Here is a 13,527-nt window from a genome sequence, read left to right as displayed (position 1 = left end):
GTCGTCGCCGTCACGGGCCGCATCGCCGCGGCCGATCCGAGCATGGACTTCGCCCTGCCCGTTGGTGTGCGCGTTCGTGCCGTTGGTGGTGTGGTTCTTCGTGTCGATGGCGCTGTTCTTCACCCCCGATTGAACCTGTTATTCGGGTTGTTCGACGGCGTCGGTGATGCGGTCGTGGACCGGAGGTTTCGAGGTTCTGGCCGGGGGTGCGGGCGGCAGCGTGGGCGCAGGTGTATTCGTCGTCGCTGAGCCGGATGGGGATTCGGTGGGCGGGGCCGGGAGTGGGCTGCTGGGCCAGTTCGCGTCTGAGGTGCTCACGCATGTCGCCGATGCTGAGGGATGCAAGGTCGGTGAGGATGTGAGCGCCGGTGGAGACGGGGTGGTCGAGCAGCGCCAGGAGGAGGTGTTCGGTGCCGATCTCCTCGTGCCCGAGCAGGGCGGTCTGGCGCAGGCTGCCCTCGAGGACCTTCTTCGTCTTCGCCGGTGTTCGGGATGTGCCCCGCGGCCGGGGCGGAGCCTGCCGGTGCGCTGGCACCGTCGAGCTTGCTCTCGGGTGCCGGGGCGGTGAGACCCCATGAGAGTCAGTGCTGCCGTTCCGGGGCCGCCGGCGTCGAAGATCTGGGGCGGGCAGGTGTTCGGTGCCGACTCCAGTTCTGGTGGTGGGTGCGGGCGGCGCCGGCGGCGAGGACGACCACTTGACGGCCGGAGCAGCCGTCGGTTACGGCACGATAGATCACGTCGGCCGTGACTTCCGGTGCGGAACCCGAACTCGCCCGCGGGTAGTTGAAGAATCTATCCATGTCGACGCGGTAGTCGTCCGGAGCCTGGAAAGCGATATCCATCTTCGAGAAGATCGCGGTCGTATGGGTACCAGGTAGGACGGACTTGACTGCGACCCCGAAGCTTGCAGGCTCGATATTGAGGCCCTCGCGCTGAACGCGGCAACGGCAGCCTTGGATGCGGCATACCACGGAGGTGGCCATACCGAAACGTGCAGATGGCGGGTCGATGTTTTGCAGGAGGCGGGATGCGGTGTGGCAGTGCTGCAATGAGCGCGCCACCCCGCCGGAGCCCGACCGTAGCATGGTCGCCGCGGGAAGCGGAGTTGCTGCTCCACGAAGCGGTCACCTCACCCGTCTATAACGGGTGCCCGTTCGCGAACGCAAACGCCGAAGCCCTCTCAGGCAGTGTGGGAGCGAAAGCATTACGCACTGCCTGGGACTGGCTCGCCGACCTGCCCCTCACCCTTACCGCCGAGGCCAGGTTCGCAGACCCTCACGACGTGGCGAACCAGCTACGGTTGCTCTACGACGGAGTGGTCAGCAATGACGAGTGTCGAGCTTCGCCTTCGGCGGCTGCGGTCGATCAGTTTGTGTTGAGTCCTTGACGTCGACCGAATTGTAACGGAAACTTGGTCTTGAATTCAAGTTCATATACTACAGTGGGAGCTTCCCTCACCCGCGTTACCGAAGCGCTTGGAACCCGACGGTGCCCGTCGACAACGCTGGCATCATCGCGCCAACCTGCGCTTCAAGACGCGTCGACTAGCGGGACGCCGTGATGAACGTGTATCTGCGCGGCTCCTCTCGTTCCTCGCCAGTGAGAGGGCATTTTATCTGGCCAGGTCATCTACGTCGCCGGGGAGCCGCGCGACTAATACTTCGATCGTGGTCCGGCGCCAGTTCTCGGCCGGCCACGACCCGACTCGCCCGTCGGCCACACGCTGGTGGGTGCCCGCCCCGTCGGTCATTCGCCGTTGCGCGGGCGGGAAATTCAGTCCCGAAAAAGGAAGGCGTGACCGATGGATGTACGCAACAAGACTGCAGTGGTGACCGGAGCGGCCGGTGGGATCGGCGCCGCACTTGCCCAACGACTCCTCGAAAGTGGCGCCCGCGTGCTGCTTACCGACTTGGACGACAGCCGCCTACAGGAGACCGCCTGTGCCCTTGCCGAGTCGTTCGTCGATCACGTGGTTGCATGCGCCGCGGACGTCTCAGTTGCCGAGGACATTGCCAGCCTGCTCGCATTGGCCACGCAGACTCACGGGCCCGTGGACCTCTACTTCGCCAACGCCGGAGTCGGTGGCGGCCCCGGGCTCGAGGCTACTGACGACGAGTGGCAAGTCGCCATCGATGTGAACCTAATGGCGCATGTGCGTGCCGCCCGGCTGTTGGTGCCTGACTGGCTCGAGCGCGGCGAAGGGTATTTCATCAGTACCGCCTCTGCTGCCGGCTTGCTCACTCAACTCGGCTCCGCGACATACTCGGTCACCAAAGGCGGCGCGGTCGCGTTCTCGGAGTGGCTCGCGGTGACGTACGGCGCAGCCGGCGTGCGGGTCTCCTGCGTGTGTCCGATGGGCGTCGACACCGACATGCTCCGCGCCGGCATGCAGTCACGCGATGAACTCGAGCGGGTCGCCTCCCGGGCGGTCACCGATGCCGGCGGCGTGCTCTCGCCACTGGACACCGCCGACGTAGTGATGGCGGCCATTGACGAGGAGCGGTTCCTGATCCTGCCGCACCCTGAGGTACTCGAAATGCACCAGCGCAAGACTGTTGATCGGGATCGGTGGATCCGTGGCATGCAACGGTACGGGGCGAGCTTGAGGTGACCCCCTGTCGACCTGATCCCGTCGCGCACATCCCCCCATCTTCATCGTCCACGGTCGTGGTGACCTTCGGCCCGAGGCAGGATGCGTATCCCGCTGCTGGCCGCGATTCGGCCCTTCTGCGGTCAAGTCCAGTGGAACTATGCAGTTGCGGTCCGACGGCGCTGCGGTAACCCCGGGTCAGGTCCGTCCGGTTGCGATCCTGGAGCGCTGTAGACCCCACCACACCTCGATCGCGCTGCTGGGGTCGCGCAAGTCTGCGCCGGTGATGTCTTCGAAGCGGCGCAACCGATAACGGACGGTGTTTTCGTGGACGAAGAGCGCCGAGGCGGTGACGTCCACCTTCATGTGATTGGCGAGATACTGTCGCACGGTCTCCAGAACGTCTGGGCCGCCCTGTCCGTCGTCGAGTGGGGCGACGTAGCGCCGGACCATCTCGTCGCCCACCTCGTCGTCGGCGAGCACAGCCGGCAGCAAGCCGAGTTGATCGAGGCTGTGGACGCCGCTGAGTCCAAACGCGGCGGCGGTCGCAGCGGCTCTGCTGGCGATTCGGAACGAGGTTGGTAGACCGTCGAGCAGCGTCGGCGGGCCAACGCCGACCGACACTTCGGTGGTGTCGGCAGGGACGTGGTCGACGAACCCGCACACGTCGCCGTCGATCATTGCGGTAAGTCCGCGTGGCGCGTGGCGCCACGGCCCGACGGAAAGCAGCCTTTCCACGCTGTCGGCGGGCATCTCGGGGGTGGGGCAGGCGCGTATTGCGAGGTACCGCGCATCAGGGTCGAGCCCCTGGGCTTCCATGTCCTCACGGACCTGAGCGGTGTTGATCGCTCCCGACAAGATGCTGCGCAAGAGATCGACTCGTCGCTGTTGTTCTGCCCGGTCCCACAGCAGTTCGGCATTGCGGTGGCCGCGCGCGGCGAACACCATGGCCACGTCGGAGGCCGCGAGAACGTTTCGAGTCAGTTCGAGCACGATGCCCTCGTCCAACGTCTCCTGACGCGCCAGGTCGAGCATCTCGTCGACCAAGGCCCGGGTTCCGAGACGCCACCCCCGCAAGAGTTCTTCGATTGCGATTCCCCGCCGGGCGCGGGCTTCGCCGTGCTCTACGAATGCAGCAACTTCGGCATCGGTGAAAGAACGGGACGACGACATGGCGGGCAGCATCAACTGGATGTTCAGCAATGCCGCTGGCAACAGTTCATCGACCGACAACTCGGCGTACGCCGGCATCTCGTCCTGCATTCGTTGGACGATCCGCCGGCCGAGCGGCTCCAGCCGCTGGCGTACCAGCTCGAGAAGCATGCTTTTGGTTTCGTCCTGTCCGGTCCTCCGACGCGGTGCTGCCACGGCCCTGACTCTACGGGATGGTCCCTTCTTTGGAGCCGGCGACAACGCAAGCCTTGTAAGACTTGTCCGCGGCTCCATTCCCACAGGCCCACGGCGCTGACACTCTGGTGGTCGCCAATCATTTCCCACACGAGAGGTCCCGGATGTCCATGCTCGAGACGGTGCGGGGGCCACGGGACCTCGCATCCTTGGGGAAGGTGCTCATGCATGAGCACGTCTTCATCCTCACTCCCGACGTGCATCAGAACTACGGCGACGAGTACTGGGACGAGGATAAGCGGATCGCCGACGCGATCTCAAAGCTCAAGACACTCAAGGGCGCTGGAATCGACACGATTGTCGACCCAACGGTGGTCGGCCTGGGCCGCGACATCCCGCGGATCCAGCAGGTTAATGCCGAGGTCGACATCAATATCGTGGCGGCAACCGGCCTCTACACCTATGACGAGATCCCGCACTACTTCTCCTACCGTGGCCCCGGCGCGCTGTTCGACATGCCGGAGCCGATGACCGAGATGTTCGTGCGGGACATTGAAGAGGGTATCGGCGGGACCGGGGTCAAGGCCGCCTTCCTCGAGTGCGTGGTGGAGGAGCGTGGGTTGACACGCGACCAGACCCGAGTTGCCAAGGCCATCGCCGCGGCCCACCGACAGACCGGCGCGCCGATCACGGTGCACACCAATGCGGCGCACCAAACTGGCCGCGCCGCGCTGGACCTGTTTCGCGAGGAGGACGTGGACCTGAGTAAGGAAGTCGTGGGTCATGCAGGGGATTCCAACGACCTCGACTACCTCCGTTGGATCGCCGACCAAGGCGCCGTCATCGGTTGCGATCGTTTCGGAATCGACGTCTTCAATCCGGACCCCAACCGGATCGAAACACTCGCAACGTTGTGTCGTCAAGGCTACGTCGACAGCATCGTCCTTTCCCAGGACGTGGCCTGCTACATGGATTACTTCTCGGGAGAGATGATGCAGCAACAGGTACGTAAGGCGCTGCCGAATTGGCACTACCTGCACATCCTCGAGGACGTGCTGCCGGCTCTCGAGGAGCGCGGCATCAGCGACGAGCAGATCCGAACGATGCTGATCGATAATCCGCGTCGATACTTCGAGGCGCGGTCATGATGAATGCAACGACGCCGGAACCTCGACAGCAAGGCCGTGACATCCCCGCCCTCTCTGCTTTTACGCTGTGTGAAGCCTTTCAGACGACTGTGCGGGCCAGAGGCGACGAGGTGGCGTTGCGAACCTCGGGCGGCGGGGTCGTGCTCACCTGGCGACATTACGCCGAGAGAGTGGGGTGCGTCGCCTCCGGCCTTGCGGCGTTGGGCGTAGAGCGCGGGGACACTGTTGCGCTGATGCTGACCAATCGACCCGAGTTCCACATCGTCGACATGGCGGCCCTGCATCTGGGCGCAACGCCCTTCTCGGTGTACAACACGTTTTCTCCCAAACAGATCGCGGAGGTCTGCGCCAACGCCGGCCCACGGGTCGTCGTTACCGAGCGGCGCTTCCTGGAGCAGGTGAAGTTGGGTATGACAAACATCGAGCACGTCGTCCTCGTCGATGCCGACTCAGATATCGACGGCGTCCTCAGATTGGAGGAACTCGAGGCACCCCTTGGAAATGGAATCAATGTCGAGAAGTCTTGGCGCGCCGTCGATCCTGAGGACCTGCTCACCATCATCTACACCTCTGGGACGACGGGTCCATCGAAAGGCGTTGAGCTCACCCACGCCAATGTGCTGCAAGTCCTGTGCGCGATGACCGAACGGTTTTCGATGCAGCCCGGCGGACGTGCGGTGTCCCATCTGCCTGCAGCGCACATCGGCGACAGGTGGGCCAACCACTACTGGCCGGTGCTCTTGGGCGCAGAGGTGACGTGCGTACCGGAACCCCGCGCCCTTCAAGCGACACTGAAAGAGGTCCGGCCGACGTACTTCGGGGCAGTGCCGCGAACCTGGGAGAAGCTGAAGGACGCCATCGAAAGGGATGGGTTGCGACGTGATGCCGGCGAACCCGGCCCGCTCGAGAGCTTCGGCCTCGGCGATTGCCGCTTCGGCATCGTCGGTGCAGCCCCGACACCACCCTCGGTAATCGAGTTCTTCGCAGGACTAGGTTTGCCGCTCTGTGACGTCTGGGGCATGTCCGAAACGGCAGGGCTCGCTACGGCTACACCCCCTGAGAGGATCAAGGCCGGTTCGGTCGGACTTCCCTTGCCCGGAGTCGAGTTGCGTACGGCCTCCGACGGCGAGCTGCTCCTGCGGGGCGGCATGGTGATGCGCGGCTACCGCGCGGATCCGGCCAGGACCGCCGAGGCCCTCGACGAGGAAGGCTGGTTGCACACCGGCGACCTGGCCGAGGTCGATGACGACGGTTACGTCCGCATCGTCGATCGCAAGAAGGACATCATCATCAACGCGAGCGGCAAGAACATGTCACCGGCGAACATCGAATCGGTCCTGAAGGCCGCCTCGCCACTCGTGGGGCACGTCGTGTGCATCGGTGACGCTCGGCCGTACAACGTTGCCTTGGTCGTGCCTGATTCCGAAGCGCTGGCCGGACGCCCAGCCGACGACCCGGAGGTGCACTCCGAAATCGCTTCAGCTATCGACCGCGCCAATGCCGACCTGGCCCGAGTGGAGCAGATCAAGACGTTCACCGTCGTGGATGCAGAGTGGCTCCCCGGTGGAGTGGAGTTGACGCCGACGATGAAGCTCCGGCGTCAGCCGATCATGGAGAAATATGCCGACAGGATCGAGCAGTTGTACGACCGGTCAGGTCCCCAATGACGGCTCTAGCGCACTCGTTCTCGCGACGAACACCCAACCCCTCGAAATTAATGAAAGGACCATGAGCCATGGCTCAAATTGTTCGCATAGAGTCGTTGAAGAGTGATCTGGGAGTGACAGGGACCGTGGAGTTCCCGACGTCACCGCTGGCTGACGGAGAGGTCTTGGCGCGCATCGAACGCATTGCGCTGACGACCAACAACATGACCTATGCAGTCTATGGCGATTCAATTGGATATTGGAACCTGTTTCCCGCGAACCAGTCTGGGTATGGTTGCATTCCGGCGTGGGGGTACGCCGAGATCGTCGAGTCGCGTGTATCTGAGATCCCTTTGGGCACTCGCGTATTCGGGTACTTTCCCATCGCGACCCACCTGGCGATGAAGCCCACGGCGGTCACCTCTCGCAGCTTCGTCGACGGCGCCAGCCACCGCACAGGCACTCCCAAGGTATACAACCTGTACGAATTTCAGCCCCAAGGCCCCGATCCGCGCATGGACAGCCTCATATCGCTCTTCCGCGCCTTGTTCATCACCTCATACACAGCCGAGGACTATCTGGCGGAACGGCTGTATTTCGGAGCTGAGCAGTTCGTAATCTCGAGTGCCTCCAGCAAGACTGCTTACGGAATCGCACATTGCCTCTCCGACGTTGCGACGCCCAAGATCGGTCTAACTTCGCGGCGCAACAAGTCGTTCGTCGAGGGACTGGGATGCTACGACGCCACTTATGAGTACGAAGAAATGACGGACATCGATCCGTCGAAATCGACCGTCTACGTCGATCTGTCCGGCGACGACATGCTCCATCGCAGGGTTCACGAGCACTTCCGCGATCGATTGGCGTTCGACTGCCTGGTCGGGTCCACCCAGTCCACCAGCTTTCCAGAGCGGGATAGGGACCTCCCCGGACCCGACCCGGTGTTCTTCTTCGCTGCGCTGCAACTTGACTCCTACAAGGCAGCGGGAGAATTGCCTTCTTTCATGCAGCGCTACCTGCGCGACGAGCGGGTCTTCCTCGAGCGGATCGCCGACCCTCGACATCCATGGATGATGCTCGTCGAGCATTCGGGTCTCGATGATGCACCCGCTGTAATCACCGATCTGCACAACGGGTCGACCGACCCGTCAGTAGGGCACGTATTCGACCTGACCATCCGATAGGTGAGTTCGACGCAAGACGGGAGTCGAGAAGCGGCACCGCGTTCGAGCGGTGTGTGCGAAGCGGGTCCGTCCGCGACGCGCACGTCTACGAATTCGTCCATGAGCCGATCGATACCGATCGGGGCGATACCACGATCGTCCGAGACGTAGCGCCACCACCGCGCGCCCGACCGTCGCCGTCGTTCGGGAAACCAACGACGGCGAGTGGCGGATCGCTGGTGCCGTGATGGTCCCGTCGTTAATGAAGCGCCTGACGTGGTCGTCGAGTCTGGGGCGGAGCCTGATGGGCACCGGGTTCGTGTAGCCGCGGCGTAGAAATTTACTCGATCCGCCGGCCTGACGTCGTGGGGGCGGGCGTGTGCCTGAGTTAGTCAAATGGCTCGCAAACTGATCCGTCACGACCTAGGGATTCGTTCTGTCTTCGTCGTTTCTGCGGATCGCCGAGATACTTGGTGGGACAGCATTTCCGCACCACTTCGAGGAGTTTCGATGTTTGCTGTGTGGCGCAGTTGCCAGCATTACGCCAGTCCCGATTCGCTGCCGGATGCGTCCGCGGCAAGCCTGGAGACGGTGTTGAACGCGTCGTCGCGGTTGCCGTCGGCCGGTCGCGCGGCCCGGTTCGTGGCGCGTGAGATGAACGCGGAGTGGTCGGCGGTCGGGTTCATCAAGGACGGGGGGCTGATGGAGACGACGACGGCCACTCAGCTACGTAAGTACGACCGGGTGCGGCGCCGCGAAATTCAGTGGTCGAATGACAACTACCGGGCGTTGACCGCGGCCGATCATCCTGAGCGCACCGTGGACCTGGACCAGCGATGAACATGCCCGCCTCGGGCGGCCGAACACCCGAACGGGCCCGGCCACGTTCTCGAGGAAGGAACTTCGACCGAATTTCACCTGACAACAGCTGGGTGTCCTCATCGTCGACTACCGCGAAGTAGGTCGCGTCCAGGGCCGCCCGCGCGGGATCGGCAGCCCCAGCGCTGGTGAGTGAACTGACAGCGAAGACTTGCCGCGCGAGCTGCTGGTTTCTGAGGGCTGGCGTCGCGCGAGCACGAAACCGCCGAAGGGCGGGGGCGGTCTCGACCCGCTGCCGCGCATTGAAGAGACCGGCGAACGGCGCAGGAAGCGCGACTTGTTCCGCGAGCGCGTTAAGTCCGTCCTGGACCCATTGCGTGTTGCTCAGGTCCGCTCGATCGATCGCTGTCCGGGCAGCCCACCGGGCAATCGAGCGTTGAGTGGTGGGCGATGTCGATGCGATCGCTTCCGCGACGGTCCGGTCCAGGAGACAAAGGTTCGGTGCCATCGACCCGGCTGCGAGAAGCTCGGCTGTCGGGGGATTACCTCCCCAGATCGCAAAATCGTCATCCGGCGACAGCTCGGGGCTGTGGGGTGTCGTCCGAGAAGCCGATGCAGGCGTCGATTGGCCGAGCTTCTGCAGGATCCGCATCAGTCGTCGTGGTGTCGGTCTCGGTCCAGAGCTTCCTCGGTGGGAGGTCATCGGTTGTGGACGTGGCAGGCCATAAGCGGAGGCGCCACGTATCTCCCGGTTCGGTCGTGCCGGGCCAACCGAGGGCCACGAAGCCGCGGCCGCATACTTCCACGCGGTACCGGCCCGGATCGACCGTCACGTGGTGTGGTTCTCCACCGGTACCGTTGGTAGGTGCCGGGATGGCAGGATCGTACACACCGGGTCGGCGAGGGGTGCCTCGGCTAGGGCGTCCGTCGCGGGAGCCCGGGACCTGCTGCGAGCCACGATCGTTCCGGCAGGGCACCGGCCCGCCCGACCCCCGGTCACCGGCCGCACCCATGGTGCGGTAGGGCCAGGACGCCGTCGTATTCGGTCTATGCTCCAAGACCGAATGCGACGAGGAATCCCAACGCGGTGGACAGGCCCACCCACCAACCACCTTCCCGGTAGGCCTCGGGCATCAACGAATCCGCCAGTACGGCGATGGTCGCGCCGCCGGCGAAGGCCTGGATGGTGGCGATCGCACCGTGGGAGATCTGGTCGGACACCAGGTTCGCTCCGATCACCACGAGGACGAGTAACGCTGCGGTTGCTGCCCACACGGCGAAGGCTCGCGGCCGGTTGAAACCGGGTTGGGCGCGCATCGACGCCGCTCCGGCGACGGCTTCGGGGACGTTGCCGACTGCGACCGCGACGAGCAGCACGATTCCGCCGCTGCCGCCGAGGGTGACCCCGAGTGCCGTGTTTTCCGGCACGCCGTCGAGCAGGGCACCGAGCATCAGAGCCCATCCGAGGGCGCCGGCGCCGAGTTTGTTCTCGATCAGGTGGTCGGCGACGACGTAGACCAGTGCGCCCGCGAACAGGGCCGCGCCTGCGCCCCAGATTCCTTCGGTTTCGAACGCCGGCTGGAACAGTTCGGTGGAGACCGCGGCGACCATGGTGCCGGCTCCGAAGGCCATCAGCGCGGCGAGTAGTGGTTTGGGCAGGTGGTATCGCAGGCCGACGCCGGCCCCGATCAGCAACGGTAATGCAGTTCCCAGTCCATACAACACGGCAGTGAGCATGCGGGGATGGTATCGAGGCCGACCTTTGGCGTTGCCGGCCGACCGAGCGGGTGCCCGGTGAGCACAGCGACGGGTGACGCTCGTGGCGGGCGGACATTGAATGCCGGCGAGGCGTGAAAGCTCAATCCTCCGTCGCGGCGTGGTGTCCAGGCCTCCTGTGCGCTGGGAACGACGGAGGGGTCGAACTCGAGGCCAGGCGACCACACCCCTTGCCGCAACTCAGGCGCGTCCTCGACGAATTCGAGAGAGTCGGTCGACTGCGAAACGCAGCCGCGCTCGCGGCCGCGCGTAAAGAACCCCGCCGGCAATCAGAACGACGTCGACCCTGCGGCCACGCCGGAAGCTCCGTCGTCGGATCGGGCCTACGCGAATCCCCAGAACGAGATCTAGCTCGATGTCACCACCGAAGCGAACGGCAACGCCCAGGCGTCGACGACCGTCCACTGGAAGTTTCGTGACGGAGAAGCCAACTCCGCGGTTCTGCACGCACAGCACACCACCGGTCCGGGGCAGGCCGGCATGGTCGGTGATGTCTGGCCTGCATCGATGAGGACTTCTGAAGGTACCGCTGACGTCGTGCAGATTAGGCGAAGGGGCATGGATATGGATCCCCCAGCCGCGTACTTCCGACGTGTCAACGACGTTGCGACACAGAGTCATCCTCGGGGCCATGCAGACGCACGTCAGGTCGTGGTCGGCTATCTTGCTGACTCGACCACCGCGGCGCTGCGGCGGGTGCGTCCCGTCGTGCCCGTGAGCGGGGGCGTGACCCCGTCTCGAGTTCTTGGCGTCCCAGGCGGCGTCGAGACGAGGTTGTTCTGACATCTCCGGTCACGGCGGTCGTGCTGACGTGCTCCGCCCTCCTCACAGTCGAACCGAGTCCCGTGTGCGCAGATTCGCCGACGGACCGTCAGCACCCACACCACCGATAACGAAACTGGTCGGGCCACCGCGTCCCGGTTGGACACGCGTGATCCGGGCACGCGGTGGTTGTGGCTTCGGGCACCGACGGGCAGCACGATGCTGTCCGCGCAGAATGCAGCGACCGATGACACGGAGGCAGCTGTGGCCGTGTACTCGTCGGCAGGTCGGGTACGTCGAACTTCGGCGGGGCAACAACCTCTCGCCCTCCCTTTCCTGGAGGAGAAGTGCGGTGCTCAATCTGTGGTGCTCAATCTGTACTATCCGCTGGTCATCGTCTTGTACACCATCTCGGCTTTGCGGCAGGGCAATCTCGGCCACTGCTGAGCGTTCCCATCAGCCGACCGTTCCGTGCGACAGCATCCCGGATTCTGAACACTGGACGGGCGAACCTGCCTGAGGGGCTTCTGGCAGGTTCCCCTGGTTCGGTGTGCGGCATTCGTGCCGCCGATGCGGGTGGCGTTCAGCTAGGTTCCTACCGAACGGGTTTCGGTTGGAGGGTGCGCGAAGTGGACGTTGACCGTGGGCTGCGCGACGAGCTAATTCCGGCGGCTCGCCGCGCGTCCCTCCGTGGCGGTTTCGCGGGGACGATCTCGCCCGTGATCGACTGTGGTGGGGCGCTGGGTGCCGGTGGTGGTGTCGTGCCGCGGTGGCCGACACGGGCGATCTGCCGTGTGAGAAGTTGACGGAAGTAGTCGATGCTCGTGGGACCGACCAGGCCGGGTAGAAGCAGGTGCCAGGTTGTGGTCAGCCGGACGGGCAGATCGTCGAGGTGCCCGGTGGCTGCGGCCAGTAGGCGGGCTCCGGAGAGGGTTTCGACCAGGAGAAGAGCAATGGCGTCGGGATCGTCGTGGTGGAGGTCGCCTTCGGCGATGGCGCGGCGGGCGAGTTGTTGGTAGTCGGACAGCCAGGTGGTGAGCAGCGGCGTGCCGGTATCTGGACGGTCGGGAACTTCGGTGATCAGGCGGAACGCCGCTCGGACCGTGGCGTCGTTGACGACAGGATCGAGCAGGGTGCACGAGATGCCGATCAGTGCTTCGAACGCGGGAATGTGGGAGGTGCGGAAGGGGTTGCACGCGATCGTGAAGCGGGCGCTGCCGGCGTCGATGACTGCGCGCGCGAGTTCTTCCTTGGAGTTGAAGTGGTCGTAGAGAGCGCCCTTGCTGACGTGAGCGCTGGTGGTGATCGTGTTCAGCCGGGCATGGGCATACCCGACTCGGGCGAACACCACTGCCGCTGCCTGCAGCAGCGCCGCACGAGTGACTTCCGCCCTCTTCTGCATCACTGATCACCTCAGACGAGGCGACCGCACTACCCGAGATCCGGACCCGGATCCCGCGTGGCCGGGACGAGCGTGCTGGCGGCACGGGAATCGGGAACGCTGTGCGGCACCCCGCTCTCCGTGCACGGCTCCCGCCGCGCGCAACAACGCCGGAACAGAGTCCGACTGGTCTGTTTCATTCTCCTCTCAACAACTGCGGATGTCACCGTTGGTTCGGCGCTCTAAGCACTCGTGGATGATCCACCCCGTCGGCCAGCACGACCTGGATCCCGCTAGGACGCTACCTAAGGGAAGTGATCTAACTCTGCGGCTGAGTCGATGTCGATTCGTCTCTTGCTGTTGTGGGTAAGCCGGGAATCCATCTATCCCTAGCGAGAACCCTTGCCGGGGGCTGCCAACCAGGAACCGATCGATGACCATACAGAGTTCACACCGCCACATCACCACTGATCATGACGAGATTCGCCGTTGGTCGAAGGGCACCACGGCTCACCGGCGCGGACGGCGTACACGGCCACCGCCGGTAGCGCCGGTGTCCTGCGCATTGCCGTCCCCGGTCACGCGGTGGGACTCGAGCACATTTCCTGGCATGAATGGTTTACCGCATTCGACGGGCAACGCCTGGCATTGCGTTACCCGGATCCGCACATCCGCGGCGGAACCAGTGCATGGTTCGAACTGGTGCATCGGGATATCGGGGACGGGGATTTCGCCTGACGTGGTGTCACGAGCTGCCCGACACGGAGCAGCGCGGGCATGCCTGGGCGCTGGTGCATCGTGGACTGTCGCTCTTGACGCCGATCTTTGCCGACACCGACGACTTCAGCGCCGACCCGCGCACGCCAGGATCTGCCGGGTAGTCTGACTCTGGAGG

The 13,527-nt window shown here is 64.4% G+C and carries 10 protein-coding genes and 2 pseudogenes; 7 read left to right on the top strand and 5 right to left on the bottom strand.

Annotated features, from left to right (window positions below):
* Nucleotides 1–10 precede the first annotated feature (10 nt).
* Together QM841_RS09595 and QM841_RS09590 are read right to left on the bottom strand one after the other, a co-directional pair.
* Complete coding sequence (locus QM841_RS09595; RefSeq protein ID WP_283331824.1) at nt 11–535, bottom strand: Clp protease N-terminal domain-containing protein; 525 nt, start codon at nt 533–535, stop codon at nt 11–13.
* A gap of 46 nt (nt 536–581) precedes the next feature.
* The gene (locus QM841_RS09590) at nt 582–842 is read right to left on the bottom strand and encodes a hypothetical protein (RefSeq protein ID WP_283331823.1); all 261 of its coding nucleotides are present in this window, start codon (nt 840–842) and stop codon (nt 582–584) included.
* A gap of 959 nt (nt 843–1,801) precedes the next feature.
* Between QM841_RS09590 and QM841_RS09585 the strand changes: the two genes are divergently transcribed.
* Complete coding sequence (locus QM841_RS09585; protein ID WP_283331822.1) at nt 1,802–2,611, top strand: SDR family oxidoreductase; 810 nt, start codon at nt 1,802–1,804, stop codon at nt 2,609–2,611.
* Nucleotides 2,612–2,788: 177 nt separating this feature from the next.
* On the opposite strand, the gene QM841_RS09580 is transcribed toward QM841_RS09585, so the two are convergent.
* Nucleotides 2,789–3,958, bottom strand: a complete 1,170-nt coding sequence (locus QM841_RS09580; protein WP_283331821.1) for a PucR family transcriptional regulator — start codon at nt 3,956–3,958, stop codon at nt 2,789–2,791.
* Between the two features lie 143 nt (nt 3,959–4,101).
* Between QM841_RS09580 and QM841_RS09575 the strand changes: the two genes are divergently transcribed.
* The 4 genes from QM841_RS09575 (at nt 4,102) to QM841_RS09560 (ending at nt 8,734) form a co-directional block, all read left to right on the top strand.
* Nucleotides 4,102–5,085 carry a phosphotriesterase family protein gene (locus QM841_RS09575; RefSeq protein WP_283331820.1) on the top strand — a complete coding sequence of 328 codons (984 nt, stop codon included), beginning with the start codon at nt 4,102–4,104 and terminating at the stop codon, nt 5,083–5,085.
* Nucleotides 5,082–6,752, top strand: a complete 1,671-nt coding sequence (locus tag QM841_RS09570; RefSeq protein WP_283331818.1) for an AMP-dependent synthetase/ligase — start codon at nt 5,082–5,084, stop codon at nt 6,750–6,752. The genes QM841_RS09575 and QM841_RS09570 overlap by 4 nt, the downstream gene beginning before the upstream one ends.
* 164 nt (nt 6,753–6,916) lie before the next feature.
* Complete coding sequence (locus QM841_RS09565) at nt 6,917–7,915, top strand: DUF2855 family protein (protein ID WP_283331817.1); 999 nt, start codon at nt 6,917–6,919, stop codon at nt 7,913–7,915.
* A 489-nt stretch (nt 7,916–8,404) separates the two neighbouring features.
* On the top strand, nt 8,405–8,734 hold the full coding sequence (locus tag QM841_RS09560; RefSeq protein ID WP_283331816.1) for a hypothetical protein: 330 nt from the start codon (nt 8,405–8,407) through the stop codon (nt 8,732–8,734).
* 1,026 nt (nt 8,735–9,760) lie between these two features.
* Here QM841_RS09560 and QM841_RS09555 read toward each other — a convergent pair.
* Nucleotides 9,761–10,450 carry a ZIP family metal transporter gene (locus QM841_RS09555; RefSeq protein ID WP_283331814.1) on the bottom strand — a complete coding sequence of 230 codons (690 nt, stop codon included), beginning with the start codon at nt 10,448–10,450 and terminating at the stop codon, nt 9,761–9,763.
* A gap of 309 nt (nt 10,451–10,759) precedes the next feature.
* Here QM841_RS09555 and QM841_RS09550 point away from each other — a divergent pair.
* A pseudogene (locus tag QM841_RS09550) lies at nt 10,760–11,010 on the top strand (superoxide dismutase family protein); the annotation flags it as partial.
* Nucleotides 11,011–11,846: 836 nt separating this feature from the next.
* Here the strand turns inward: QM841_RS09550 and QM841_RS09545 are convergent.
* Nucleotides 11,847–12,653 (bottom strand): TetR family transcriptional regulator, encoded by an 807-nt coding sequence (locus QM841_RS09545; protein WP_283331813.1) that lies wholly within the window; start codon nt 12,651–12,653, stop codon nt 11,847–11,849.
* Nucleotides 12,654–13,065: 412 nt separating this feature from the next.
* Between QM841_RS09545 and QM841_RS09540 the strand changes: the two are divergent.
* Nucleotides 13,066–13,370, top strand: a pseudogene (locus QM841_RS09540) (hypothetical protein).
* The last annotated feature ends 157 nt before the right edge of the window (nt 13,371–13,527 follow it).

This window comes from Rhodococcus sp. IEGM 1307 (assembly GCF_030056915.1).
In the GTDB taxonomy this organism is placed as follows: Bacteria; Actinomycetota; Actinomycetes; order Mycobacteriales; family Mycobacteriaceae; genus Rhodococcus_F; species Rhodococcus_F opacus_D.
The sequence above is the reverse complement of the archived record's forward strand: the minus strand, read 5'-3'. Positions and strand labels throughout refer to the sequence as shown.